Annotated in this window: 22 protein-coding genes and 1 other RNA gene; 19 read left to right on the forward strand and 4 right to left on the reverse strand. The window is 43.5% G+C overall.

Annotation, left to right across the window (positions count from 1 at the left end):
• Window positions 1-19 precede the first annotated feature (19 nt).
• The gene (gene recG, locus A3GI_RS0105990; RefSeq protein WP_026215972.1) at window positions 20-2116 is read left to right on the forward strand and encodes an ATP-dependent DNA helicase RecG; all 2097 of its coding nucleotides are present in this window, start codon (window positions 20-22) and stop codon (window positions 2114-2116) included.
• 85 nt (window positions 2117-2201) lie between these two features.
• Here recG and A3GI_RS0105995 read toward each other — a convergent pair whose 3' ends face one another.
• Together A3GI_RS0105995 and A3GI_RS0106000 are read right to left on the reverse strand one after the other, a co-directional pair.
• Window positions 2202-3185, reverse strand: coding sequence for an Acg family FMN-binding oxidoreductase (locus A3GI_RS0105995; protein ID WP_238319952.1), 984 nt, complete (start codon window positions 3183-3185; stop codon window positions 2202-2204).
• Between the two features lie 41 nt (window positions 3186-3226).
• The gene (locus tag A3GI_RS0106000; RefSeq protein ID WP_018360566.1) at window positions 3227-3820 is read right to left on the reverse strand and encodes a TetR/AcrR family transcriptional regulator; all 594 of its coding nucleotides are present in this window, start codon (window positions 3818-3820) and stop codon (window positions 3227-3229) included.
• Window positions 3821-3984: 164 nt separating this feature from the next.
• On the opposite strand from A3GI_RS0106000, the gene A3GI_RS0106005 reads away from it, so the two are divergent.
• Together A3GI_RS0106005 and A3GI_RS11235 are read left to right on the forward strand one after the other, a co-directional pair.
• The gene (locus tag A3GI_RS0106005; RefSeq protein ID WP_018360567.1) at window positions 3985-6441 is read left to right on the forward strand and encodes an FtsK/SpoIIIE family DNA translocase; all 2457 of its coding nucleotides are present in this window, start codon (window positions 3985-3987) and stop codon (window positions 6439-6441) included.
• 49 nt (window positions 6442-6490) lie between these two features.
• Window positions 6491-7132 (forward strand): LolA family protein, encoded by a 642-nt coding sequence (locus A3GI_RS11235; RefSeq protein ID WP_115087325.1) that lies wholly within the window; start codon window positions 6491-6493, stop codon window positions 7130-7132.
• 63 nt (window positions 7133-7195) lie between these two features.
• Here the strand turns inward: A3GI_RS11235 and A3GI_RS0106015 are convergent, their stop codons facing one another.
• Together A3GI_RS0106015 and A3GI_RS0106020 are read right to left on the reverse strand one after the other, a co-directional pair.
• A complete protein-coding gene (locus tag A3GI_RS0106015) occupies window positions 7196-7828 on the reverse strand; it encodes a polysaccharide deacetylase family protein (protein ID WP_018360569.1) in 633 nt (210 codons plus the stop codon).
• A 233-nt stretch (window positions 7829-8061) separates the two neighbouring features.
• On the reverse strand, window positions 8062-11304 hold the full coding sequence (locus A3GI_RS0106020; protein ID WP_018360570.1) for a glycosyltransferase family 117 protein: 3243 nt from the start codon (window positions 11302-11304) through the stop codon (window positions 8062-8064).
• 729 nt (window positions 11305-12033) lie between these two features.
• On the opposite strand from A3GI_RS0106020, the gene A3GI_RS0106035 reads away from it, so the two are divergent.
• From A3GI_RS0106035 to rplI, 16 genes are all read left to right on the forward strand, one after another.
• Complete coding sequence (locus tag A3GI_RS0106035; protein WP_018360573.1) at window positions 12034-13578, forward strand: glycine--tRNA ligase; 1545 nt, start codon at window positions 12034-12036, stop codon at window positions 13576-13578.
• Between the two features lie 10 nt (window positions 13579-13588).
• The gene (locus A3GI_RS0106040; protein WP_018360574.1) at window positions 13589-14140 is read left to right on the forward strand and encodes an FKBP-type peptidyl-prolyl cis-trans isomerase; all 552 of its coding nucleotides are present in this window, start codon (window positions 13589-13591) and stop codon (window positions 14138-14140) included.
• A 64-nt stretch (window positions 14141-14204) separates the two neighbouring features.
• On the forward strand, window positions 14205-14990 hold the full coding sequence (surE, locus tag A3GI_RS0106045; protein ID WP_018360575.1) for a 5'/3'-nucleotidase SurE: 786 nt from the start codon (window positions 14205-14207) through the stop codon (window positions 14988-14990).
• Between the two features lie 8 nt (window positions 14991-14998).
• Window positions 14999-16126: a lipid-A-disaccharide synthase gene (gene lpxB, locus A3GI_RS0106050; protein WP_018360576.1), complete on the forward strand. Its 1128-nt coding sequence runs from the start codon at window positions 14999-15001 to the stop codon at window positions 16124-16126.
• A 42-nt stretch (window positions 16127-16168) separates the two neighbouring features.
• On the forward strand, window positions 16169-18028 hold the full coding sequence (locus A3GI_RS0106055) for an AMP-dependent synthetase/ligase (protein WP_025079424.1): 1860 nt from the start codon (window positions 16169-16171) through the stop codon (window positions 18026-18028).
• Window positions 18029-18062: 34 nt separating this feature from the next.
• Window positions 18063-19173, forward strand: a protein-coding gene (prfB, locus tag A3GI_RS0106060; protein WP_115087327.1) for a peptide chain release factor 2 whose coding sequence is annotated in 2 segments (ribosomal slippage) — window positions 18063-18125 and window positions 18127-19173 — 1110 coding nt in all. Because the reading frame shifts where the segments join, the coding sequence is not laid out codon by codon here.
• Window positions 19174-19339: 166 nt separating this feature from the next.
• A complete protein-coding gene (locus A3GI_RS0106070) occupies window positions 19340-19666 on the forward strand; it encodes a hypothetical protein (protein WP_018360580.1) in 327 nt (108 codons plus the stop codon).
• Window positions 19667-19701: 35 nt separating this feature from the next.
• The gene (gene trmB / locus A3GI_RS0106075; RefSeq protein ID WP_018360581.1) at window positions 19702-20457 is read left to right on the forward strand and encodes a tRNA (guanosine(46)-N7)-methyltransferase TrmB; all 756 of its coding nucleotides are present in this window, start codon (window positions 19702-19704) and stop codon (window positions 20455-20457) included.
• An 11-nt stretch (window positions 20458-20468) separates the two neighbouring features.
• Window positions 20469-21581: an Mrp/NBP35 family ATP-binding protein gene (locus A3GI_RS0106080; protein WP_018360582.1), complete on the forward strand. Its 1113-nt coding sequence runs from the start codon at window positions 20469-20471 to the stop codon at window positions 21579-21581.
• Window positions 21582-21609: 28 nt separating this feature from the next.
• An RNA gene (gene rnpB, locus A3GI_RS11240) (RNase P RNA component class A) lies at window positions 21610-21998 on the forward strand.
• A 63-nt stretch (window positions 21999-22061) separates the two neighbouring features.
• Window positions 22062-23387, forward strand: a complete 1326-nt coding sequence (locus tag A3GI_RS0106085) for a YihY/virulence factor BrkB family protein (RefSeq protein ID WP_018360583.1) — start codon at window positions 22062-22064, stop codon at window positions 23385-23387.
• 56 nt (window positions 23388-23443) lie between these two features.
• Window positions 23444-23998 carry an IS1096 element passenger TnpR family protein gene (locus A3GI_RS0106090; RefSeq protein WP_018360584.1) on the forward strand — a complete coding sequence of 185 codons (555 nt, stop codon included), beginning with the start codon at window positions 23444-23446 and terminating at the stop codon, window positions 23996-23998.
• A 23-nt stretch (window positions 23999-24021) separates the two neighbouring features.
• A complete protein-coding gene (miaA, locus tag A3GI_RS0106095; RefSeq protein WP_018360585.1) occupies window positions 24022-24939 on the forward strand; it encodes a tRNA (adenosine(37)-N6)-dimethylallyltransferase MiaA in 918 nt (305 codons plus the stop codon).
• A 124-nt stretch (window positions 24940-25063) separates the two neighbouring features.
• Window positions 25064-25414 (forward strand): 30S ribosomal protein S6, encoded by a 351-nt coding sequence (gene rpsF, locus A3GI_RS0106100; protein WP_018360586.1) that lies wholly within the window; start codon window positions 25064-25066, stop codon window positions 25412-25414.
• Window positions 25415-25419: 5 nt separating this feature from the next.
• The gene (rpsR, locus tag A3GI_RS0106105) at window positions 25420-25686 is read left to right on the forward strand and encodes a 30S ribosomal protein S18 (RefSeq protein WP_018360587.1); all 267 of its coding nucleotides are present in this window, start codon (window positions 25420-25422) and stop codon (window positions 25684-25686) included.
• A 22-nt stretch (window positions 25687-25708) separates the two neighbouring features.
• Window positions 25709-26239 (forward strand): 50S ribosomal protein L9, encoded by a 531-nt coding sequence (gene rplI, locus A3GI_RS0106110; RefSeq protein ID WP_018360588.1) that lies wholly within the window; start codon window positions 25709-25711, stop codon window positions 26237-26239.
• The last annotated feature ends 50 nt before the right edge of the window (window positions 26240-26289 follow it).

The following is a 26289-nucleotide window of genomic DNA, read 5'->3' on the forward strand; positions in this document are numbered from 1 at the left end:
AGCAGTGATGGATGGAAGTATGGCAAAAATGATCTGGGAAACTCCGGTAAGCAGACTGCCGGGTGTCGGGCAAAGACGGGCGGACGTGCTGGCTGCGGATCTTGATGTTCATACTTATTTGGACCTGTTGCAGAACTATCCTTATCGTTATGTAGATCGCAGCCGTATCTATACCATTCGAGAACTGACCTCCGATATGCCGCACATACAGTTGTCGGGTGTCATACGCCACATGGAACAGGTGGGTACAGGGCGAAAGAGAAGACTGCAAGCTACTTTTTACGATGCAACCGGCTCCATTGAACTTGTATGGTTCAGAAATATCAGCCAAATAGAGCGGTCATTGACCATAGGAAGACAGTATCTGATTTTCGGTAAGCCCACATTCTTCAACGGTATTTATAACATTGCACATCCGGAAATCGATAAAATGGAGAAAGCAGACTTGCTTAGCGGAGGCTTTTTGCCTATGTATACGCTTTCGGATGCCATGAAAAAAGCCGGAATAACTAACCGTGTCATGCGCACTGTTATGGATACGCTGATGAAACAGGTTGCCCCGTACCTGTACGAAACCTTACCGCCGGAGATAACGGAGCATATTCATCTTATGAGTTATGCCGATGCCATTGTCAATATTCATTTTCCACAAAATGCAACTCTGTTGGAAGGAGCGCGCAGACGGTTAAAATTCGAAGAATTGTTTTTTCTCCAACTCAAACTGCAATCGCTCAAATTCCATCGCAAAGCCATTTTTCACGGATTTATATTTGAGAAAGTCGGTTTTCTGTTCAATACCTTTTATACCCGTCATATCCCTTTTGAGTTAACCGGTGCACAAAAAAGGGTTATTCGAGAAGTACGGCAGGATACACTGACCGGTAAACAGATGAACAGGCTCGTGCAGGGGGATGTGGGAAGCGGTAAAACGTTGGTGGCTTTGATGTGTATGCTGCTTTCCTTGGACAATGGCTATCAGGCCTGCATGATGGCTCCCACAGAGATATTGGCACGTCAGCATCATAAAACGCTCAGCCGTATGCTTGAGCCTTTGGGTATAGAGGTAGCATTGCTCACAGGAAGCACAAAAGTTTCGGAAAGAAAAAACATTTTACCTGCATTGGCCGATGGCAGTCTGCGTATTGTGGTAGGTACGCATGCCTTGTTGGAACCGACAGTGGTTTTTAACCGGCTGGGATTGGCTATCATAGACGAACAGCATCGCTTCGGTGTGGCGCAGCGAGCGCAGCTTTGGCAAAAAAGTACCGATATTTTACCCCATATCCTTATTATGAGTGCTACTCCTATTCCCCGCACATTGGCCATGACACTCTATGGCGATTTGGATATATCCGTTATAGACGAACTGCCTCCCGGCAGGAAGCCGGTGCAGACATTTCATCATTATGATAACGATATGGCTCCGGTTTATCGTTTTTTAAGGAAGCAGATAGAGCTGGGATATCAAGTCTACGTCGTTTACCCGATGATCGACGAATCCGAAGACTATAAAAGTTTGGAAGAAGGATACAATACTTTTTGCGAAATATTTCCCGATATTGATCTGACATGGGTGCACGGACGATTGACAGCCATGGAAAAAGAGGAGCGAATGCGGCGTTTTTCTTCGGTCGAAGCGAAGATATTGCTGGCAACTACCGTAATTGAGGTGGGGGTAGATATACCGAATGCCACCGTTATGGTTATAGAGGGAGCAGAGCGTTTCGGGCTTTCGCAGCTTCATCAACTTCGGGGTCGAGTGGGACGGGGAGGTGCGGAAAGCTACTGTATACTGATTACCGGAGGCAACCTGTCCGAAGAGACCCGGAAGCGTATGGAAATTATGGTGGAAACAAATGACGGCTTTGTGATTGCCGAAGAAGATCTGAAATTAAGAGGTTTTGGAGAATTGGACGGTACACGCCAAAGCGGCAGGTTGATGACACTGCGCATTGCTAATCCTGCACGAGACGGAGCTATGGTACAACTCACCAGAGAGCTGGCAGAACGTATCTTTGCCAAAGATTCCGATCTCTCTTCCGATTATTATGCTCCGTTAAAAGAACGTATGCGCTTAATTTTCAGCAATGATACGGATTGGAGTGCCATTTCCTGATTTTACTTTTTCAAAAATACAGGCACATAAAAATAAAGTAGCTCTATAAGTATCTTTTCGATATTGTAGAACCAAATCTTGTTTCTCAGTCTTTGATTATCAATTGACGGACGTCTTTTCTTTTGGAGTAGGGCATCTTTTTACCATATCCTATTCTTAACAGGATGGCTGTGTGTCCATTTTGTATATCGATGGCTTTAGCCATTTCTTTGGACAAAAATCGTATCTCATTGGGTTGGTTCAGATAAGCGTGTGCAATACCTGATTCCGTGGATTTGAGCAGAAAACGTTCTAATGTTCGTCCCAGGTTTATCCATTCGGCAATATTGTTGTTTTGTATTGTAAAGAGTACGAAGTGTGATGAGGATTCGATTTTTTTCTTGTCGCTTTTGTTTTGCGATTTCCCGTTTATTGCCTTTGACATTATCGGTTTTACGATAAATTTAGGCAGATTGGGCGCTCCGAAAACAGCATAACTCAAGCCGTCGTTTGTTTCGTCCTGATGCTTTTTGTTGTAACGCATCCAGCTTCGTAGTTCGTTTTTGAAGGCTTTGTCTTGCATCTGTAACAAATTCCCTCTGAATACATATTGAGCGATGGTGTCGAATTCCGGAGAACCTTTTTCATAAAAATAGATGTTTACTTCCGGATGAATGTCGATAGACTTTAATAGTCTTATCGTATCCTCCGCAATCATTTTCCCGTTGTAAATACTTCTGTTCGTTTGTCTTAATGCTATTTGTTCTATTAACGTTTCGATATTCGCCGGTGTATCTTGTTTGGTAAGATGAATGGTAATCACACCCTGTTGGCCGACTGAGACTGTTGGCTTGTAGCCTTTGTGGATTGCGGCTATACAAAGGTTTTCTGCTGCACATCCGAGGCTGATAAAAAGCTCTCTGTTGTCGAAATCCACCACGGGCAATGATTTCTCGAAATTCGGATGAATCTCTATGACCGGTTCATTTATTTTGAATAGCCAGGGTTGTGTATTGTGTCCTGATGGAGCTTTTCCCGCCTGTTCGATCATAAACAGAAAGTCCGGGCTTTGTGCATGTATAATACTCATAAAAACAAAAATGAATAAAGTTGATAGTATCGTTTGTCTTTTCATTGCCGTTCCTGTTTTAACCATAAATCGATGATTAGATCCATTCCTTCTGCTATTTGCTCCCAACCTTTTTCACTTTGTAGATTTATCCCGTTATAGGTCGGGTTAAGTTCTTCAGAGAGAGCTAAGTAGCTTATTGATGCAGACAGGATGGTTGCCAAAGCTGCTACCTCTTTTTCGGATGAATGTGTTAATTCGCTGACGATTTTGATTAGTTGACAACCGTTTTGTTCTCTCTTTTCTCGCAGTCGGTTTGTGGAGGCATTCTTTGCGGATAGTTCCCAGCGGTAAAGTCTTTTCAGAGTAGTATCTTCCCTGAGTTGTGCTATTTGTTGCCGAAAAAGTTGTTTGATGCTGCGGCTTAAGTTGGATGACTTTACAGGATCGACAGTGATGTTAATCCAATAGTCTTTTTGCAGAATGTATTTCGTAATCAATTCATCCAAACTGCCAAAATATCTGTAAATCAACATTTTTGAAACTCCTGCTTTTTGTGCAACGGAGTTTACACCTACATTCTCGAATCCTTCGTGGATAATTATATTCCCTACAGCGTCCAGAATTTTCTTTTCTGTTAAATCCCGATCTTTCATTGTCTTTCTTTTTGCATGTTACCGAAAGGTAACAGTAAAGGTATGTTACTTTTCGGTAACATGCAACTTTAATACAGAGAGCTTTTGGCGGCTTACTTGCATGATATGCAGCTTAAGGCAAATCTTTATTACTTTTGTAAAGGACTAAATTCCTTTATATTATTATGACAAATCAGAAACGAGCCGGGCATCAAAGAACAACTCGAAGATCAAATAAATCCGCATCCAGACAAAATCCAACAAAGAAGAAACGATCTGTTTCCCGGGTATGGCAAAGGCTTAAGAATTCTCTCTCTTTTTCTTTCAGTCGTGACCGTGCCGGTTTTATCGTAGGCACAGTGTTGCTCCTTTTAATTATCTATTCTTCCATAGCATTAGGCTCCTTTTTCTTTTCAGGGGGCAAAGACCAGAGTGTTATCAACGGTGCACCATGGGCAGATATTCTATTGGGGCGAATAGATGTAGCCAATAAATGCGGACCTCAGGGAGTTGTTTTGAGCGATTTCCTGTTCAACCGTTTATTCGGTTTCGGCATCGTTTTTCTGTTTATCTATATTGTTTCGATCAGTCTGAAGTTGATGGGGCTTTTGGAGCGTGTTTCTTATGTAAAACGTTTTCTTTTCTGTGCTTCTGCCGCTATCTGGTTCTCTTTGTTTTTCGGTTGGCTCCAAGGGTTGGTAGACAGTAACAGTTTCCTCGTTTGGGGTGGTTTACACGGTCAAAGTTGGGCTCTTTGGCTGTCTCGTTCCATTGGTTCCGTCGGTTTCGTTTTGTTGTTGTTAGCTCTTTTTATCGTTATAGCGGTTTTGGTCAAAAAGGATGCCGTCCTTTTCTTCCGCAGTTTATTGGGTTTGAAGTGGATTAAGAGAAGAAAAAAACAGGAAAAAACTTCTCCGTCAAATGCAGAGGCAGATAGAGAGGAGGAGAACGTCAATGAAGATGAAACTCTTCTTGACGATGAGGAGCCGGATGATTTTTTGACCGTTCAAACTCCTCCGGTTTCTGTCGTACCCCCATTTCAAAGTCGGAATGAGAAGAAAAGGGACGATGAGATGATCGTGGAGATAGCCCCCGAAACGGAAATGGTCGATATCAATACCATTTCCCGTTCTCAGGTTGGCCCCGGCGTAAGATTGGCACATTTCCGTTTCCCCTCTTTGGAGTTACTCAAAAACTACGACTCCGGGCAGGAGCACAACATGGCAGAAATTGAGGCGAATAAGCAAAAAATTATCTCCACATTGGATAGCTTTAAGTTGGGCGTTTCGTTTCATAAAGCTACGATCGGACCTACTGTTACCCTCTATGAGGTGATCCCCGATGCCGGTATCAAAATTTCCCGCATACGGGCTATGGAAGACGATATTGCCATGAGCCTCAAAAGCGAAGGAGTTCGTATCATAGCCCCAATGCCGGGCAAGGGCACTATCGGTATAGAAGTACCGAACTCTTCTCCTCAGATCGTTTCCATGCGTTCTGTTTTAGGCTCCAAACGCTTTGAAGATATTAAAGAAAAAATGGCTTTGCCGGTTGCTTTGGGTAAAACCATTACCAACGAGCCTTTTATTTTTGACCTGGCGAAGATGCCGCACCTGCTTATTGCCGGTGCCACCGGACAGGGTAAGAGTGTCGGGCTGAATGCGTTGATTACTTCACTTTTGTACAGTAAGCGTCCGGAAGAATTAAAGTTTGTTTTGGTCGATCCCAAGATGCTGGAGTTCAGTGTCTATGAAGGTTTGCAAAACCATTATCTGGCGAAACTGCCCGATGTGCAGCATCCTATTATTACCGATATGTCTAAGGTTGTGCCTACACTCAATTCTCTTTGTATTGAAATGGATAACCGTTATCGTAAACTTACCGATGCCCGTGTGCGGAATATCAAGGATTATAATGAAATGGTAATGGCGGGTAAGCTGTCTCGTTTGGATGGACATGATTTTATGCCATACATCGTGCTCATTGTCGATGAGTATGCAGACCTTATTATGAATACCAATGGCAAAGAGGCTGAAACGCCCATTACCCGTATCGCACAGAAAGCCCGGGCTGCCGGTATTCACATGGTTATTGCTACCCAGCGTCCTTCTTCTGATATTATTACCGGTGTTATCAAGGCCAACTTCCCGGCACGTATAGCCTTTAAGGTGTTCAGCCAGATAGACTCCCGTGTTATTTTGGATTCTCCCGGTGCCAATCAGTTGGTGGGTAGGGGAGACCTGCTTTTCTATCAGGGCAAGGATATGCTTCGCCTGCAGTGTGCTTTCGTCGATACGCCCGAGAGCGAAGATATTGTGGAGTGTATAGAAGGCCAGGAAAGTTTCGGCCATCCGTACGATTTGCCTGAGTACATAGCCGACAACGATGAGAATGTGAAGGTCTTCAACTCCAAAGAAAAAGATGCGCTTTTTGAAGAAGTGGCACGTATGGTCGTTAACAGTCAGATCGGTTCTACCAGTAATATACAACGTCGGTTTAACATCGGGTACAATCGTGCCGGCCGTTTGATGGACCAGCTTGAGGCTGCCGGAATCGTTTCTCCGCAGGATGGCAGTAAGCCCCGCGATGTGCTTATTTCCGACGAAGAGTCCCTTGCCCGTCTTCTTTCCACGCTCGATTGATAAACGACAGGCTTTTTTGCTGTCTAACTCTATGTAATCAAAATTCAGAATGACAATGAAACAGATCGCTCGCTACAGTATTTTTACTGTTTTACTATTGTTTTGTTTTTCCCTGTTGCAGGCACAAAATCCGTCTCAGATATTGGCTGATGCAGAAAAAGCGATATTTACCGATAAGATCGTAAAGACTTCATTTACTTCAAAAACGTCTGTCACGTCTTCCGATGTTGTTTCTGTAATTAGCGGTACGCTGTATATGGAGAAAGAAAAATTCAGATTGGAGTACGGCGGTATTACTGCTGCCTATTCTGATGGATTGCTCTCTGTCTATAATGAGGATGAGAATACATTGACGATTTCCAAACCATCCGGTGAAGAATTATTGCAGATCAATCCGTTGCTTTTTCTTTCATCGCGTGCTAAAGGTTTTCATGTGAAAACGGAGGGTGCATTCAAGGGAGGAAACTCTTTGAGATTTACTCCGGCAAAGTCTGAGATGCTTAAATATTTTGTTGTCGATTTTATTACGAAAACGAAACTTCCGCATAAGATCTTAATCTATGGTCGCGATGGCTCACACATGGAAGTAGCGGTTCATTCCTTAGATCCTTATGGAGGAAAATCGGATTCGTCTTTCTTCCGCTTAAGTAAAGCCCGGTATCCTCATGCTGAAGTCGTCGATTTGCGATGAATACGATTAAATAAAAAAGAACTGCCTGTAAGGAATACACTCAGGCAGTTCTTTTTTATTGTATCAGCGCATATCCCCTATGCGCATAAATGTGTAGCCTTGTTCCTTTAGCCAGCGAACTGCCTGAGGCATGGCTTCGCGCATATTCTTTTCCGCTTTCAGCGAATCATGGAAAACGATGATCGAACCGTTACGGGTGTAGCGTTTAACGTGATATAGGACCCGTTCCGGCGAGAGTTTTCTGTTGTAGTCGCGTGTAATTACATCCCACATAATCAGTTCGTAGCGTTTGCTCAACTCGCGTACCTGCGAAAACAGCAAATGCCCGTGCGGGGGCCTGAAGTACCGGGAGTGTATGAGATCGTTGGCAGCTTCCACATCCTCGATATAGCTGCGAGCGCTTTTTTCCAGTCCTTTGATGTGGTGAAATGTATGATTGCCCACCTGATGTCCTCGTCGTTTGATTTCTTCGAACACTTCGGGATATTTTCTTACGTTGTCTCCCACGCAAAAAAAAGTAGCTTTTACATCCAGTTCGTCCAGTTTGTCCAATACCCATGGAGTAACTTCGGGAATGGGACCGTCATCGAATGTCAGATAAACGCTTTTCCCGCGGTATGCGGGTATGCACCATCGTCCACCCGGGATAAGAGCCCGGTAAAAGAGCGGTACCTGACAAATAAAATGTTCAATCATAGATATCGCTTCTATTATGAGTGTGAAATCGAGAGATCTGTAGATATTGTCTTAAGAACATGAAAACCGGCGGTTTGGATGTGTACACTGGTTTCGGGATATGTTGCACCTTTCTTTATGTACACCCTGTTTTTGAGGTCTCTTGTTTTACAGGGATATTTTCTCGAAAACCGGTTCCATAAACTGTCGATAACAGATTTATGGAACCGAAGTTTTTGTTTATTGTCGTCGATTTACAACGGATTATTCCGCTCTTTGTTTTTTTCGGACGAAGTCTCTATCAACTGCCTGTATGTATCTATTCGAGGTACAAGGTTATTGACTATCTGACTGTTTTTTTTGTTGCAGATTTGAATCAATCCGATAGCATTACGCATCTCATAGTCTACCTCACCCGCTTCCATCAGTTTGAAGAAGATATCGGTTTTTGTGGTGATCATGCCGAACATCCAGTCCAGTTTGCTCATCACAGACGAAGCGATATGCTGTGCTACTTCATCGGCTTCTTTCTTCAACCCTGCATCATAGAGAACTTCCATGAGATATATGCTGAATTCGTCATGCGGTACCACTTCATGACGAACGGATACCAGACATTTTTTCAGCACTTCACGGGCTTTTTCCGTTTCTCCTCTTTGCAGCAATCCTTTTGCCAGCGGTACGAATACATTTGTACGGTAGGTCATCATCAGATTGCGGCAGGTCATATCCATGTAGACCTTCGGATTCTCGGCACCGCCCCATCTGAATTTATTCATTACCAGATCATAGGTACGATCCAAATCGATCGGCGCTATGCTCGTGCTATCCGAATTAAGCAGGTTGACAGGCAGGAATTTCCATAACATACCTGTTTGAACATGGAAGTTCGCCAGATTGGAAAATGCATCGCGTGGGCTACCTACCGTCCAGTATATCGGGCGTTCCCAGTCGTTGCCGTGTATGATGTCCAGCACACCCAATCCGTCCAGCCCCAAGTATCGTTTATTACGCTCCGAAATGGGGAGGTTCTCCAAAATGTTCTCATGCAGATGTTCGGGAACCTGTTTAAGTAGTTTTTCTTTATTGACCGGAGCTACCAATACATCCGTAGGCAGTGTTTTTGCCTCGTTTGTCGTGGCAAAGTGCAGACCTTCCGCCAATCCCATCATCGGTTTAACGGCTTCGATGCCCACCATTTCGTTATGAGCGAGGAAATGAGGAGTGAGGTATTCCATTTTCAGAGCCGGAGCGTCATAGTTGTTACGCTGCATTTGATTGCAGTACCAGCCTCCGCCCAGATAACTCAGGTTTACCGTACGTATGTCACGGCGTACCTCTTCCACATCCTGCATATACCATAGCGGGAAGGTATCATTATCGCCGAAACAGAAAATAATCCCGTTCGGTTCGCTGCTTTCGAGGTAATTGTTACCGATGTCGCGTGCTATGGTACGTCCGCTGCGGTCATGGTCGTCCCAGTTTTGCGAAGCCATTTGTACGGGCACGATCAGAGCCAGTGCCGATGCCAGTATCGCGGCTCCCGTGTCTTTCATCTTCAGTTTTTTCAGGATGACCCATAGGCCTGTGACTCCCATGCCGATCCAGATACAGAAGGCATAGAAAGAACCCGCATACGAATAATCTCGCTCACGTGGCTGCAGCGGTGTCTGGTTCACATATAATACGATGGCCAGACCGGTCATAAAAAACAGGAAGAATGTAATCCAAAAACTTTGTGCTCCCTTTTCTTTTCCTTTGAGGAGCTGGAAAGCAATGCCGAGCAATCCCAAAAGCAGTGGCAACATATAATATACATTGTGCCCTTTGTTTTCCGTAGTCATTTTAGGCATGTTAGAAGTATCGCCCAGGAAGAGGTTGTCTATAAAGCGGATACCCGTCATCGCATTGCCTCGCAGTAAACCACCGTCGGCCTGAATGTCGTTTTGACGACCTGTAAAATTCCAAAGGAAATAACGCCAATACATGAAGTTCACCTGATAGGTCAGGAAGAAACGCAGGTTATCTCCGAATGTTGGCATCGTATAGTCGTTGTAAGCACGTCCCATCCAGGAGTTGTAGACCTGTATGTGAGAGGCTTGAGGAGAATAGATTCGGGGAAATAGCATCTGGGCATTAGCGGGATAGATATACTTGTTACGATCGTAGTATTTGATGTATCTATCTTTATTGTTTATGCTGTCTCTCGGAGCTTCGCCAATCACTTCGCCGTTTTTCTCCACTGCTATCGGTCTCGAGGCAAAAGTGGGGCCGTAAAAGAGCGGGGTACTGCCGTACTGCTCGCGTGCCAGATATTTGCGCAGTGTAAGTGCATTTCGTGGGTTGTTTTCATTCATAGGAGGGTTGGCGATAGCCCGTACCAGAATAACTCCGTAAGAGGAAAAACCGATGAGTACGACCACCAGCGAAAGCTGCAATGTGTGGAACAGTTTGATGGGGAGTCTTTTCCGCGTGAAAAGAAATATGGCCAAAGCTGCACTCAGTATAATACCGATTGCCATACCGTTTCCGAAGAATGGAATGCCCATCAGCATTACACCGCCAAGTATGCCTGCACGCATCAGTTTATCGTTATGTTTCAGTCCTTTTGAGGCTCTGTCGGTAAGGTATAGCGTACCGCCTAAAATGGCAGATAGCAGGACCAGATAGATATAAAGACCGGAGTTGAAACTCATTCCGAAGTTGTTCACGAAGAATACATCGAAAACACCGCCCACTTTGGGTACGCCTTGAATAATGCCGTACATCATGACAACGATGATGCCGAAAGAGATGATAAGGGTGATCAAAGCCCCTTTGATATTCGGAGTTTTATATCGTCTGTAATAATAGAGCAATGCCATGGCCGGTATGCAGAGCAGGTTGAGCAGGTGTACACCGATGCTTATACCCATAAAATAAGCTATCAGGATGAGCCACCTGTCCGAGCGAGGCTGTTCGCTGCGCTCTTCCCATTTGAACATAAGCCAGAAAACCAATGCTGTACATAACGAACTGAAAGCATAAACCTCCGCCTCTACGGCGCTAAACCAAAAAGAGTCCGTAAAAGTGTAGAGCAATGCTCCCACCAAAGAGCTGCCCCAAATGAGGATGCTTTCGGTGAGGGTCAGTTCGGTGCGTACAGGCTCGAGATCGTACGGGCGCACATCCGGTGTGATGATGCGGCGAACCATATGTCCGATAGTCCAGAAAAGGAAAAGAATAGTAAGAGCGCTGAGCAGGGCGCTTGTTGCATTGGCAAGGAACGCCACTTTAGTCGGATCGCCCGTCAGGTTAGTAATTACGTTATAAACCAGCATGAAGAAAGGAGCGCCGGGAGGGTGCCCTACTTCCAGTTTGTTAACGCATGCAATAAACTCAGCACAATCCCACAAACTCGCTGTGGGGCCAATGGTCATGAGGTAAACGGTGGCAGCGATGAGGAATGTTGCCCAACCGAGAATGTTATTGACCAGGTTAAATCGTTTCCAACTCATATTTATATCAGCATGTTGTTTGACTTTTTTATGGTGTGCAATATACCATATATATAAATGCACAACGCAGCAAAGGTAACAAAAAGCCTTGTTAGCCTTAATATAAAATACTATCGATTAAACGTTTAATGGCTATCTTATCTTTTATTGTGCTTTTTTTAATGTGGGCTTCGGAGATAAAAGATGAGCAATATTCAGGTATGTTTTCAGTCGAGATATTTTTCCGTACTGTGGCAGCTCTGTTTTATTGTGTGTTTTTATCATACTTAAGATTTATCGGTATGGGTATGATGAGTGGCGTGTGTGACGTTGACGTTGACGTGTGACGTGTATTGAAAAAAGTTGAGGACAATAAAAATCCATGGCGCAAAGAATAAAAATTCTCTGCCTGACGGATTTTTATCCAAGTTAACTTGGATTTTTTTTCTTTGCCTGAAGAATTTTCAACCGTCAGGCAGAGAATTTCGGCTTTTCTTCAAAACCTTATTTTCAGTACACGTCAAGTAAACGTCAACCTTGTTTCCCAATGTTTTCTGCATTCGGAAGAAGTTGTGTTTTTCGTCGGTTATTTCCATGCGAAATATTTTCGATGTTCCTTTTGATTTAAGCAATCCCCTGAAATTTTGGTAAACCTCATTCAATAAAAATTAGTTACTTTGTAAAAGTTTTATTAAAATGGTGATTTTTAGATAATCATTATTACTTTATCTATAAAAAAAGAACGACCCGATGGCGCAACAAGAGGATCTTTTCAAAAAGATAGTTTCTCACTGTAAGGAGTACGGTTATGTATTCCCTTCTTCTGAAATTTATGACGGTTTGGCGGCTGTATATGATTACGGACAATATGGCTCCGAACTCAAAAACAATATAAAAACATACTGGTGGCAGGCCATGACCATGCTACACCGTAATGTGGTGGGCATAGATTCGGCCATATTCATGCACCCTAAGATTTGGAAAGCTTCGGGACATGTGGATGCGTTCAATGACCCTCTGATAGACAATAAAGATTCTAAGAAACGCTATCGTGCGGATGTGCTGATAGAAGATTATTTGGCTAAGATCGAGGAAAAAATAGATAAAGAGGTAGCCAAAGGACGTAAAAAGTTCGGCGACAGCTTCGATGAGGAACAATTCAGGCAAACCAATCCGCGTGTGCTGGAAAACAGGAAGAAGTACGATGAGGTACATACCCGTTTTTCCGAAGCCATGAACAATGGCGATTTCGAGGCTTTGCGCCAACTGATTCTGGACTGTGAGATCGTTTGTCCCATTAGCGGTACGCGTAATTGGACGGAGGTGCGTCAGTTCAACCTGATGTTTGCCACCGAGATGGGGTCTACGAGCGATTCTGCCATGAAGGTTTATCTCCGTCCCGAAACGGCACAGGGTATCTTCGTGAATTTCCTGAACGTACAGAAGACGGGAAGGATGAAAATACCTTTCGGTATAGCACAAATCGGTAAGGCTTTCAGAAATGAAATCGTAGCCCGCCAGTTTATTTTTCGTATGCGCGAGTTCGAACAGATGGAAATGCAGTTTTTTGTTCGCCCCGGTGAAGAACTCAAATGGTTCGACTATTGGAAGAATACGCGTTTGAACTGGCATCTGGCTCTTGGATTGGGAGAGTGTAATTACCGTTTTCATGACCACGAAAAACTGGCTCACTATGCCAATGCAGCTACAGACATCGAGTTTAAGATGCCTTTCGGTTTCAAGGAAGTAGAGGGTATTCACAGCCGTACCGATTTCGACCTTAAGCGTCACGAAGAATTCAGTGGCAAGAAGATGCAATATTTCGATCCGGAGTTGGGTGAGAATTATACGCCTTATGTGATAGAAACGTCCATCGGTGTAGACCGTTTGTTCCTGAGTCTGATTTTCGGAGCCTATGCGGAAGAGCCCACGCCAAATGGAGAAACCCGTGTGGTGATGAAGCTGCCACCCGCTTTGGCTCCTGTGAAACTGGCCGTGTTGCCTTTGGTCAAGAAAGACGGGCTGCCCGAAAAAGCGGAAGAGATTATAGAAGATCTTCGTTTCGATTTTGCCTGTCAGATGGATGAAAAAGATTCTATCGGCAAACGATACAGAAGACAGGACGCTATCGGTACGCCATTTTGTATTACTGTGGATCATCAAACACTGGAAGACAATACCGTTACAATCAGAAATCGGGATACGATGGAACAGGAGCGTGTGAATATCTCGGAATTGAGACATATCATCGGCGAATCTGTTTCCATGCGCAGTCTTCTACAGAAGATTAAATAGATATTGACTTATGAATAATAGAACTAAATTCCTGCAATTATTACTGGCATTTTTTGTTTTACTGGGTTTTGCATCCTGTAATGACAAAATAAATACAGAAGAACAAAACCGCTTAAACAGTGAGCGAGCTTTCAGGGAATACAAAGGCAACGCCGAGTATAAGGCCATTACGATGGACGGTCTGATCGGCGATAAGTATGTTTATGCCAAATGGCTCAAGGAGGGAAAAACGAATCAGAAGCCTATTTTTACGAGTCGTGTAGACATCCATTTCAAAATATATTTATTGGGAGAGAAAGGCAAACATTTCCTTGTATATGATAATTATTCCAGTGAAACGGGCGAACGTTTTGCTGTCTATCGCGGAGATTCCGGCCGAAATGTAACGCTGGGCATGCGTATCGGTTTGCTGAACATGGAGAAAGGAGACGAGGTGGAACTGATTGTTCCGTGGTATATGGCTTACGGGCAAAGTATGAACATGGAATACCGTATCCCTTCATATTCGGCCCTGAAATATGTAGTAAGACTGGATGACATAATCCCGGAGGATGCACAGTAAATATTTCAAGGGCACAGTTTTTGAGCTGCGCCCTTTTTATTTTATTTAAGATTGATAAGACACTATGAAAGAAAAAAAGAAATATGAAATATTGGTCTCTAACGATGATGGCTTCAGAGCTCCCGGAGTAAAAGCTTTGATGAGAGCATTGATGCCTTTGGGCAATGTGACGGTGGTAGCCCCGGACGGTGCACGCTCCGGTTTTTCATCGGCTATTACATCGGTTGTGCCGATTACCATGAAGCTGCGTCATCAGGAAGAAGGCCTTACCGTATACAGCTCTACCGGTACACCCGTGGACTGTGTCAAGCTGGCTCTGAATACGATTTTTGCGGACGAAAAACCGGATCTGGTTGTGGGGGGTATCAATCACGGACGTAATGATGGAGTTTGCGTGCTCTATTCCGGCACGTTGGGGGTAGCCATGGAGGGAACTGTTTGCGGTATTCCTTCTCTGGCCGTTTCGCTGAATGACCATGCCGAGGAAATCGATACTACATACGCTTGTGAGTGGGCTTTGAAGATTGCTTCCATGATTTTGGAAAACGGTTTGCCCAAGAATACGCTGTTGTCTATGAATGTACCCAAAGAAAAACCGAAAGGTATACATGTGTGCCCGCTGACGAATGGACGTTTTACCAACGAATATATGCGCAGCGTCAATGCCCGCGGCAAGGAAGTTTTCTGGATGCAGGGGCATCAGGTTAACAAAACACCGGAATTTCCCGGAGATTTGGAGGCCTTGGAAGAGGGGTATGTAGCTTTGACGCCTGTAAATGTGGATATGACCGATTACCGCTTTCTGGAGGAATTGTGCGAAATGGTTGACTGCGATAATCGAGTCGAATAAGATTTTGAATGAAGTACTTTTTGATTACCGGCGAAGCTTCGGGAGATTTGCATGCTTCTAACCTTATTAAATCGCTTGCCGGCAGAGATGCGCAGGCCGAATTTCGTTTTATGGGTGGCGATTTGATGACGGAAGCAGCCGGCTGCGAGCCGGTAGTACATTACAGAAAAGTGGCCTATATGGGTTTTCTACCTGTTCTGAGACATTTGGGTGAGATCGCAGATGCCGCAAAAAAGGTGAAGTCAGCTATTCGGGAATTTAATCCGGATGTGGTTATTCCGGTGGATTTCGGTACATTCAATTTTAAGTATATTCTTCCTTATGTTCACGATCTGCTGGGTATCCCTGTTGTCTATTATATCTCTCCCAAAGTATGGGCATGGAAAAGATGGCGAGTGAAAATACTGGAGAAATATGTAGATACTCTTTTGTGTATATTGCCTTTTGAAACCGTTTTTTTTAAGCCATACGACATTAAGACGGTTTTTGTGGGTAACCCGTGTGTGGATGCTGTAAATAATTATCGTGTAACGGCACAGCCGAAGTTGAACTTGAATATCGAAACAGGTGAACCGGTTGTGGCGATTCTCTGCGGCAGTCGCAGGCAAGAGGTTGCAACCAATTTGCCGTATATGCTGGAGGCCGTTGCTTCAGTCGGTGGCGTAAGGCCTGTTATTGCCGGTGCTCCCGGCCTGACCATGGAAGATTATGCCCCGTATTTGAAAGACAGAAAAGTGGAGATTGTTTTTGGAGCCACTTATGAACTGGTGGAGAAAAGCAGGGCTGCACTGGTTACTTCGGGCACGGCTACTTTGGAGACCTGTCTTTTAGGTACTCCGCAGGTCGTTTGCTATCGTGCCGGCGGTTCCCGGATAATCCGCTGGGGATTTAGATATTTGTTTCCCATTAAATATTTTTCATTGGTCAATTTGGTGGCGGATTTCGATGTGGTACCGGAGCTGCTTGCTCATGAGGTAACGGTAGACAATATTGCCACACATCTGAAAGCCGTTTTATCCGAAGGTGCCGAGCGTACCCGTCAGATCAAAGGTTATCGGGATGTTTATGAAAAACTGGGAAATACTCCTTGTTCCGAACGCGCTGCTGGAGCCGTTCTTACGGCATTAAAGTCTTAGTTCATATCTTTATTCGTTGTTTCACTCTAAACAATAAAAATGATGCAGATATACCATTTGGCTGAATTTCCACAACGAATCTGCGATTCGTTTGCCAATAAAACAGTTCTTAAACATTATAATGAAGAGACTCAGCATTGGGACAAATTGACCGGTGATGATTTTCGGCGGGGAGTGATCAATGTGGCGAAAGCTTTTAACCAGATAGGGCTTAAACCGGAAGAACGGGTAGGGATATACTCTCAAAATATGGTGCGCTATCTTTACACGGAGTTCGGTATTTATATGATGCGTGGCGTTTCCGTTCCGTTGTATGCGACAGCTTCGCCCGAACAGGTTCAGTTTGTGGTGGAGGATGGCGATATTCAAACTCTTTTCGTGGGAGAGCAATTCCAGTATAACAATGCTTTCTACGTGCAGCAACAGTCCGATCAGATAAAACGCATTGTTATCTTTGATGAAAATGTCATTTTACATCCCGAGGACAAGACTTCCATTTTTTTTAATGAATTCGTTCGCTTGGGAGACTCGATGCATAATGAGGTTGCGGCGAAAGTTTCGGCGGCTAATGCTTTAGTCACCGATTTGGCCGTTATTATTTATACTTCCGGCACTCAGGGAAAAAGTAAAGGGGTCATGCTGCATCATAGCAATTTTATCCACCAGTTGACCGTACACACAAAGATGTTTGATTTTATCACATCAAGGGATACCAGTTTGTGTGCTCTGCCGCTTAGTCATATTTTTGAAAAAGCCTGGACGTACTATTGCCTGAGCCAGGGAGTTACTGTTGCTATTTTGAGCAATCCTAAAAAGATTTTGCAGGCGTTGCCTAAGGTAAAGCCCACATTGATGTGCAATGTGCCTCGCTTTTGGGAAAAAGTGTATGCCGGTGTACAGCAGAAAATCGATGACAGCCCCAAATTTTTGCAGCACCTGTATCGCCATGCCCTGAAAACAGGCAACCGTTACCGTGTGGAGTATGAAACGAAAGGGAAGAGAGCTCCATTGGGATTGACCCTGCTGTTTCAGTTTTATGATAAAATGGTATTCAGTCAAATCAAACGGGTGCTCGGCTTGGGACAGGGGCGTTTCTTCCCGACGGCAGGAGCGCCTTTGAGCACTGAGATTAACGTTTTTCTCCAATCGGTCAATTTCCCTATAATTTGCGGGTACGGCCTTACGGAAAGCACCGCAACGGTAAGTTGTTACAGTAGAAATAAATTCGATATTTATTCCGTGGGAGATATTGTACCGGAATTGGAGGTGAAGATCGATCCGGCAAATAATGAAATCTTACTTAAAGGAGCGAGTATTTCAAGCGGTTATTTCAATAACCCGCAGGCTAATCAGGAAAGTTTTACACTGGACGGATTTTTCCGGACGGGAGATGCCGGACGTATAGAAGGGAAAACGCTTTATTTTACGGAACGGATAAAAGACTTGTTCAAAACAGCTAATGGAAAGTATGTGGCTCCGCAGATGATCGAGGGGCTTTTGCTCAATGATCCCATTATTGAACAGGCGGCAACCATCGGAGACACATACAAATTTGTGAGTGCTCTGATTTATCCGAACTGGGATGTGCTGCGGAAGAAACTTGCCGAAAGAGGTGTTTCTGTAAATAACAGAACTGCAGAAGATCTGGCCGGAGATCATGAGGTCAACAGGTTGCTTATGGGGCATATAGAGATAGCACAGGCATCTTTGGCACGGTTCGAGAAAGTTAAGCGTATTACCATTTTGACGGAGCCGTTCTCTATAGAAAACGGTTTGCTTACCAATACGCTCAAGCTCAAGCGCAAGGTTATCAATGAACGTTATGCAAAAGAGATTGAAGAGATGTATAACGAGACCTACGATGTTACCGAACATTTGGAGGAGTTTATTCACAATAGATAAATAGATATTATTACTTTTTAATCAAAATTATACGATGATTACATTAGACCAACTGAATGATCTGTTGGAGCGCCGTGATGCGCTGAGGGGGTATCTTTGACGTCGATAACAGACGTATCCAATTAAAAGAGGAAGAATTAAGAACGGCAGACCCCGCCTTTTGGGAAGATAATAAAAGAGCGGAAGAGCAAATGCGAAAGGTGAAAACTTTGCGTAAGTGGATTGCTGTTTTTGAAGAAGTGAACAGCGCCGTTGAGGAAGTTCAGTTAGCTTTTGAGTATTGTAAGGAGGGGATAACTTCGGAGGAAGAGGTAGACAATGCTTATGCTCAGGCTATATCCTTTACTGAAGACGCCGAGCTTAAGAATATGCTGCGTGCCGAAGAAGACAATTTCGGGGCTGTTCTGAAAGTAAATGCAGGTGCGGGAGGTACCGAAAGTCAGGATTGGGCGCAAATGTTAGTCCGGTTGTATCAGAGATGGTCGGATAAGCATGGCTATAAACTGACGATAACGAACTGGCAGGATGGAGATGATGCCGGAATAAAGACGGTTACGATGCAGATAGAGGGAGATCAGGCCTACGGTTTTCTGAAAAGCGAAAACGGAGTTCACCGGCTTGTCAGAGTGTCGCCATACAATGCACAGGGCAAGCGTATGACCAGTTTTGCTTCTGTCTTCGTCGTTCCTTTAGTCGACGATTCCATAGAAATAACGGTAAACCCGGCTGATCTTTGGTGGGATACTTTCCGCAGCAGCGGTGCCGGAGGCCAGAACGTAAACAAGGTGGAAACGGGGGTTCGTTTACATTATAACTATAAAGACCCCGATACCGGTGAACAGGAAGAGATCGTGATCGAAAACACAGAAAGCCGCTCTCAGACCGATAACCGTGAAAATGCCATGCGACTTTTGCGTTCTCAGCTTTATGACCGTGAGCTGGCAAAACGAAGAGCGGCACAGGCGGAGGTAGAAGCCGGTAAGAAGAAAATAGAGTGGGGATCGCAGATACGGAGCTATGTGTTCGATGACCGGCGGGTTAAAGATCACCGGACAAACTATCAGACAAGCGATGTGAATGCCGTGATGGATGGCGAGATCGATGAGTTTATTAAGGCATACCTGATGGAATTTGCCGAGAAATAGATTCATGCTTCGTATTTATATTATTGAAAGAGAGAGACTTCCTTTTTTTAAGGCCGTTTTTCTCTTTTATTCGTATTCTGTGCCCGTAGAACGTTTGGCCGGATATAGAGTTGTGCCCAATATGTCTTATCTTTGACTATTGGTTTCACTATAAAGAGATAGAGTTATGGAAGAGATGATACCTTATGATGATGCTGCGGCTGTAGCATACGTAAGAAACTATATTTCTCAGGATCTGAAAGAAAAATTCGATGAAGATCAAATTTTATATCTGATCGATCTGATTTATGATTACTACGAAAGCCGTGGACTTTTGGAGCTGGCCAATGAGAGCGATGAGGAATTTGTGGAAATAGATGAAGATGAGTTACTCTCTTATGTGCTGAAGAATGCGCAAAAAGACGGTATGGGTAAATATGAAGAAGACGATATTCGTCAGGTCGTATTGGGCGAGATGGCTTATTGCGAAAGCATAGGCATGTACGAAGAATAACCGGTAGGCAACAAAACAGGGAAGGCGCTTTACTGATGAGTAAAAATAAATTGGCAAAATTTGCCGAACTGGAAGGCATGTCTCATGTGCTTCAATATCCTTTTGCGCGTTTACGAAATGAGGAGTTCCCTTTTAAGGGTAGATGGCACGCAGATTTTTTCAAAAATAATAATCCCGTTGTTATCGAACTGGGCTGCGGTAAAGGCGAGTATACCGTAGGTTTGGCTCGCCGGAATACTGATGTTAATTTTATCGGTATGGATGTCAAAGGTGCACGTATTTGGAGCGGTGCAAAGATTGTTTTGGAAGAGCAGCTCAAAAATGCAGCCTTTGTACGGGGGGAAATTGAAATGTTGGACCGTTTTTTCGCTCCCGGAGAAGTCAGTGAGATATGGATTACTTTTCCGGACCCTCAGATGAAGAAAGTTAATAAACGGCTTACATCCACCCGGTTTATGGATATTTACCGCTCGGTGCTTTCTCCCGGAGGACTGATACATCTTAAGACAGACAGTGCTTTTTTATATACCTATACGAAAGCGATGATCGAATTGAACGGTTTGGCTGTGATGGCCGACACGGATGATTTGTATCATGGAGTTACGATGGAACATCTGAATGTTCCCGATATACGGACTTATTACGAGAAACAATGGCTGGATCGCGGATTGACCATAAAGTATCTATGTTTTAAGCCGGGAGATAAATCGATACCATTAACGGAGCCGGATATAGAGATCGAATTCGACTCTTATAGAAGTTTCGGGCGTAATTATTCAACAACAAAATAAAACAGATAAAAATGACATTATATCCTCAACTTATTATCGATGCATTAAAGAAAGTTCGCTATCCCGGTTCCGGTGAAGATCTGGTTACCGCCGAGATGGTTGAAGACAACATAAGAATTGATGGAAATAAAGTGAGCTTTTCGCTTATCTTTCATAAACCGAACGACCCGTTCGCAAAATCGGTAATCAAAGCTGCAGAAACGGCTGTTCTTACCTATGTGGGACCCGAAGTGGAGATAAAGGGAAATATAACGGCTGTTTATCCGGAAGTTCAAGAAGTCAAACAAACACCTATCCTGCCTAATGTGAAAAATACCATTGCCGTTTTTTCAGGAAAAGGCGGTGTAGGCAAAAGCACGGTTTCTGCCAATCTTGCGGTGGCTTTGGCAAAAGCAGGTTATAAAGTAGGTTTATTGGATGCAGATATTTTTGGTCCCTCTATGCCCAAAATGTTTGGCTGCGAAGATGCTCGCCCCGTATTGGAGAGTGTGGACGGAAAAGAACTGATTGCTCCTGAAGTAGTGGCAGAAGGTATTAAATTGCTCTCTATCGGATTTTTCGTAGATCCGAAAAATGCTATTTTATGGCGAGGCTCTATGGCCAGCAATGCTTTGGGGCAACTGATCCGGGAAGGTAATTGGGGAGAATTGGATTACTTTATTTTGGATATGCCTCCCGGTACAAGCGACATTCATTTGACACTGGTGCAGACATTGGGGCTTACCGGGGCTGTTGTGGTAACGACCCCTCAGCAGGTTGCACTGGCTGATGCTCTGAAGGGTATCAATATGTTTCTGGATGAGAAAATTAAAGTGCCGGTTTTGGGACTTATTGAGAATATGGCTTGGTTTACACCGGCCGAGTTACTGGAGAATAAATATTATATCTTCGGTAAGGAGGGAGGTAAACGTTTGGCTGAAGAATTGGAAATACCTTTGCTCGGACAGATACCGATTGTACAAAGCATCTGTGAAAGTGGCGATGCCGGCAAGCCTGTGGCTATGAATGAAAACAGTATTACGGGTATGGCTTTTGCCCATTTGGCTCAAAGAGTTGTGGAGGAAGTTGAAAAAAGAAACCGTAATATAGCACCTACTGAGAAAGTCGAGGTCACAAAAAGGTAGATAATCGTATCTTTATAGATAATAATTAGCAGCAGACCGGTCTGTCGCATCGTTACGATGAGGAACGTCCGGGCAACATAGAGTATCACACTTCCTAACGGGAAGCTATCTGTGAGGGTAGATTGCACGTAACAGAAAAGAACCGCCGTATAAAACGCTGTATATGCCTTGTGCATAAGGAGTGGAGGTAAGGGTGAAAAGGTAAGGTAAGAGCTTACCGGATGCTTCGGTGACGAGGCATGCCGTACGAATTGTGAGTTGTAAGATCATGTACACCGGCGCTTGAGGGTTACTCGTCCGATGTCGGGGGGTAGATCGCTGGAGCCACCGGGCGACCGATGGCCAAGATAAATGACAGACACCTGAGGGCTCGTGAGCCGTCAGGCACAGAACCCGGCTTACAGGTCTGCTGCTTCCTTTTTTAATTTATTCCTGTGTATGAGTCAAAAGAGGCATAGAATAAAAAAAAGTATCCGCAGGATGCGAATAAGAATTTTTCGTTGGATAAAATTCGTTTCCATCGATATGTGGCGGATGACGGATGAGGATCTTAATAAAAGTCAGGGTTTCTTTTTTAATGCTCTCAAGGCTTTGATTATGACCGGCAAATCGTATGTTAACGAAAATTTGGGACGTGAAGCTTCTGCTCTGACTTATAGCACGGTTTTATCCATTGTGCCGTTGTTGGCTGTTATTGTAGGTATTGCAAAAGGCTTTGGACTACAGGAAATTATTTATCGTGCTTTATTGGAATATCTGCCGAGTCACCAGCATGAGTTGGAAATGGCTTTTCAGTCGGTCGAAAATTATTTTGCTCAAATCAAGGGAGGCCTTTTTCTGGGATTAGGTCTTATTATTTTACTTTACACGGTTATAAACCTGATAGCAGTTGTAGAAGAGACTTTCAATAAAATCTGGCAAGCTCAGAAAAGAAGAACATGGGGAAGTAAAATCGTTAATTATCTGGCCTTTATGATCCTGCTTCCGTTACTTATCATAGTGTCGAGCGGTCTTACCATTATGATGGGAACATTTAATAATACATTCTTTTCAGATTATATTTTTATCCAACCTTTTCTAAACAATCTGTTGAATTTGGCCCCGTATGTTATGGTTATAATCGGATTTACCGTGATGTATATGGTTTTGCCTTTCGTCAGAGTAAGATTTTTGCCGGCCTTGATCTCGGGTACTTTGTCGGGTATTGCTTTTCAGATATTCCAGTTTCTCTATATAAACGGGGTGATGTGGATTTCAAAATACAATGCAATCTACGGGAGCTTTGCCGTGTTTCCCTTATTGCTGCTTTGGATCAATCTTTCGTGGACGATTACTTTGTTTGGGGCACAGTTGTGTTTTTCCATACAGAACATAGATAACTTCGCTTTTGAGAAAGAAACAAAAAATATTTCCAGAAGATATTTTGATTTCATTCTTATTGTGATGATGTCCAGTATCGTAAAACGTTTTGTTAATGGCGGAGAACGATCTCTTTCCCGTGCAGATAAACTGGCTAACGAATGCTGCATACCCATCAAGCTGGCCAATAAAGCCATTCATGTTTTGCTTAAGGTTGGAGCCATCATTCAGGTTAATTATGGGGAGAATGAAGAGAGGTATTATCTACCGGCTTTGGATTCGAGCAAACTGACTGTGGGGGCACTGCTTACAATGGTTGATAAGAGCGGCACTGAAGATTTTCTTGTAGATAAAACTGTTAGCTTTAAGCCCCATTGGGAAGCGATGAAGGCTAGTCGGTTGAGCCTGGAAAATATGGATACGAATCTATTGCTGAGCGAATTATAGGCTACTGATGTTGGATAATTTTTTACATTTGAATAAACTCTCAATATTTTGATTTTATGATATACCGTTTTGTACTTTTAAGTGAAGAAGATGACTTTTTTAAGCGCGAAATACATATAAATTCGGATGCCTCGTTTTTGGATTTTCATCATGCTATTGTGGAAAGTGTAAATTACGACAAGAGCGAATTGTCTACTTTCTATTTGTGCGATGAAGAATGGAACAGGAAGTTGGAGATATCGCTATTTGAAAGAGAAACCGGTTCCGATGAAGATTGCTATACGATGGATAAAACCCGTTTGGAAGATTTGCTCGAGGAGGAGCAACAGCAGCTGTTTTATGTATTCGATATGCTTGCGGAGCGAGGCTTTTTCATCGTATTGGCAGAAATGATTCCGGGGAAATCGCTGAAGAAACCTGTGATGACCTTATCCGAAGGGGATGCGCCCGAACAAACATCGATACCGGCAATTGAAGAGTTTACACCGGCTGCTGCCAGGGCCGGTGATGAATTCGGAGAGGATTTTATGGACGAAGAGGTCGATGTGGACGATTTGGATGCCGAGGGGTATAGCTCATTGGATGAAACCGGCCTCAACGACTTATACTGAGAAAAGCAATTTATTTTAGTTCATTGGAAAAGAAACCTTTATTGGTCGTTCTGATTGGCCCCACGGGAGTGGGGAAGTCGGATTTGGCGATTGCTTTGGCCAGACATTATAATATTGATGTTATTTCGGCAGATTCGAGACAGGTATATAAGGAGATACCGATTGGTACGGCAGCTCCTTCTTCAGAAGACTTGAATAGCTGCAAACATTATTTCATCGGCACAAAGTCTATTACGGAGGCATATAGCGCCAGTCTTTATGAACAGGATGTTTTGAGTCTGTTGAACATCTTGTTTCGAGAACGCAATATTGCCTTGGTTACGGGAGGTTCGATGATGTACGTGGATGCTTTATGCCATGGTATCGATGATATTCCGGATGTAAAGCCTGAAGTCAGGAAAGCGGTATATACCCGTTGGGAACAGGAAGGTCTGGAGAATATATTGGAAGAGTTGAAAGACCTTGACCCGGTTTATTATAAGAATGTCGATAAGAAAAATTACAAAAGAGTACTGCACGGTTATGAAATCTGTTTGAGTACGGGCAGGCCGTTTAGCAGCTATCATACCAGGGCTAAAAAAGAGCGTCCGTTCGATATTCTTAAGATAGGCATTATATTGCCTCGTCCTTTGTTGTATGAGCGCATCAACCGGCGTGTTTGCAAGATGATCGAAGCCGGTCTGGAAAAAGAGGCTCGTGCTGTTTACGAGAATAGAAATCTGAATGCATTGAATACCGTCGGATACAAAGAAATGTTTGCTTATATGGATGGTGATATTTCTTTGACAGAAGCCATCAGGCAGATACAGAAAAACAGTCGTGTTTATGCTCGTAAACAGCTTACGTGGTGGAAAAGGCAGGGTGATATTCATTGGTTTGATCCGACAGAAAAAGAGGCTATAATCGATCTTATCGACAGTAGAATAGCAGAAAAACCTTAACAGAGTTTCACAATGAATCTCATAACATTGTGATACCTTGACTGTTGTAAGTAATATATCTCTTTGATATTTTATTAGAAAGTTGTATCTTTGCGGGCGTTATTCACATAATATTTAATTAACAATGAACAATTACGAAACCGTTTTCATCTTAACTCCCGTTTTGTCTGAACCTCAGATGAAGGAAGCGGTAGAAAAGTTCACTGATTTATTGCGCAAAGAAGGTGCAGAAATCGTGAACGAAGAGAATTGGGGACTGAAGAAATTAGCTTACCCTATTGACAAAAAATCTACCGGTTTCTATCATTTTGTTGAGTTCAAAGCCGAACCTCAGACTATCGCACTGCTCGAAACGAACTATCGTCGCGATGAGCGCGTAATCCGCTTCCTGACTTTCCGTCAAGATAAGTTTGCTGCCGAATATGCTGCAAAAAGAAGAGGTTTGAAACAACAGTCTAACAAAGAACAGAACTAACAACAATGGCACAAAAATCAGAAATTCGCTACCTCACTCCGCTGTCGGTAGATAATAAGAAGAAAAAATACTGTCGCTTCAAGAAAGCCGGTATTAAATACATTGATTACAAGGATCCTGAGTTTTTGAAGAAATTCTTGAACGAACAAGGTAAGATTTTGCCTCGTCGTATCACCGGTACTTCACTCAAGTTCCAACGTCGTGTTGCAAGAGCCGTTAAACGTGCCCGTCACCTGGCTTTGCTGCCCTACGTAACAGACAACATGAAATAATTAAACCACGAGGAGACAGAATATGCAAGTTATTTTGAAAGAAGACATAATCAATCTTGGTTATAAAGACGATATCGTCACCGTCAAGAACGGCTATGGCCGTAACTTTCTAATCCCCCAAGGTAAAGCTATCGTTGCTACAGAATCGGCAAAAAAAGTATTGGCTGAGAACTTAAAACAGCGTGCTCACAAGATCGCGGAGATCAAAAGACAAGCTGAAGAAAAAGCTAAGAAGATGGAAGGCGTAAGCCTTGTTATTGAGGCTAAAACAAGTTCTTTGGGCACAATCTTCGGTTCTGTAACCAACATTCAGATTGCAGAAGAACTGGCTAAGAAAGGCTTTGAAGTTGATCGTAAGATCATCGTTTTGAAAAATGCCGTTAAAGAAGTTGGAGACTACGTGGCACAAATTCGTCTGCACAAAGAAGTTTCTGTTGAAATTCCATTTAAGGTAATCTCTGAAAATGTAAAAGAGATTAATGCCAAGGATGAAGCAGAAAAATCTGCTGAAGCCGAAGAAGAGACTGCAAACAAAGAAGAAAGTGCAGAGTAATCATCTTTAGAGAAGGTAAAAGATATTCTCTATATCATAAGAAACAGGCT

This window comes from Porphyromonas macacae DSM 20710 = JCM 13914, from assembly GCF_000379945.1.
In the GTDB taxonomy this organism is placed as follows: Bacteria; Bacteroidota; Bacteroidia; order Bacteroidales; family Porphyromonadaceae; genus Porphyromonas; species Porphyromonas macacae.

Bases quoted from the DNA above. Each gene is read 5' to 3' on its own strand.
- A3GI_RS0106035 (WP_018360573.1), top strand. From the start codon at position 12,034: ATGGCGCAACAAGAGGATCTTTTCAAAAAGATAGTTTCTCACTGTAAG.
- A3GI_RS0106040 (WP_018360574.1), top strand. From the start codon at position 13,589: ATGAATAATAGAACTAAATTCCTGCAATTATTACTGGCATTTTTTGTT.
- A3GI_RS0106055 (WP_025079424.1), top strand. From the start codon at position 16,169: ATGCAGATATACCATTTGGCTGAATTTCCACAACGAATCTGCGATTCG.
- A3GI_RS0106005 (WP_018360567.1), top strand. From the start codon at position 3,985: ATGACAAATCAGAAACGAGCCGGGCATCAAAGAACAACTCGAAGATCA.
- rplI (WP_018360588.1), top strand. From the start codon at position 25,709: ATGCAAGTTATTTTGAAAGAAGACATAATCAATCTTGGTTATAAAGAC.
- A3GI_RS0106090 (WP_018360584.1), top strand. From the start codon at position 23,444: ATGATATACCGTTTTGTACTTTTAAGTGAAGAAGATGACTTTTTTAAG.
- lpxB (WP_018360576.1), top strand. From the start codon at position 14,999: ATGAAGTACTTTTTGATTACCGGCGAAGCTTCGGGAGATTTGCATGCT.
- A3GI_RS0106085 (WP_018360583.1), top strand. From the start codon at position 22,062: ATGCGAATAAGAATTTTTCGTTGGATAAAATTCGTTTCCATCGATATG.
- recG (WP_026215972.1), top strand. From the start codon at position 20: ATGGCAAAAATGATCTGGGAAACTCCGGTAAGCAGACTGCCGGGTGTC.
- trmB (WP_018360581.1), top strand. From the start codon at position 19,702: ATGAGTAAAAATAAATTGGCAAAATTTGCCGAACTGGAAGGCATGTCT.
- A3GI_RS11235 (WP_115087325.1), top strand. From the start codon at position 6,491: ATGACAATGAAACAGATCGCTCGCTACAGTATTTTTACTGTTTTACTA.
- rpsF (WP_018360586.1), top strand. From the start codon at position 25,064: ATGAACAATTACGAAACCGTTTTCATCTTAACTCCCGTTTTGTCTGAA.
- A3GI_RS0105995 (WP_238319952.1), bottom strand. From the start codon at position 3,185: ATGAGTATTATACATGCACAAAGCCCGGACTTTCTGTTTATGATCGAA.
- A3GI_RS0106070 (WP_018360580.1), top strand. From the start codon at position 19,340: ATGGAAGAGATGATACCTTATGATGATGCTGCGGCTGTAGCATACGTA.
- surE (WP_018360575.1), top strand. From the start codon at position 14,205: ATGAAAGAAAAAAAGAAATATGAAATATTGGTCTCTAACGATGATGGC.
- A3GI_RS0106080 (WP_018360582.1), top strand. From the start codon at position 20,469: ATGACATTATATCCTCAACTTATTATCGATGCATTAAAGAAAGTTCGC.
- rpsR (WP_018360587.1), top strand. From the start codon at position 25,420: ATGGCACAAAAATCAGAAATTCGCTACCTCACTCCGCTGTCGGTAGAT.
- A3GI_RS0106020 (WP_018360570.1), bottom strand. From the start codon at position 11,304: ATGAGTTGGAAACGATTTAACCTGGTCAATAACATTCTCGGTTGGGCA.
- A3GI_RS0106000 (WP_018360566.1), bottom strand. From the start codon at position 3,820: ATGAAAGATCGGGATTTAACAGAAAAGAAAATTCTGGACGCTGTAGGG.
- A3GI_RS0106015 (WP_018360569.1), bottom strand. From the start codon at position 7,828: ATGATTGAACATTTTATTTGTCAGGTACCGCTCTTTTACCGGGCTCTT.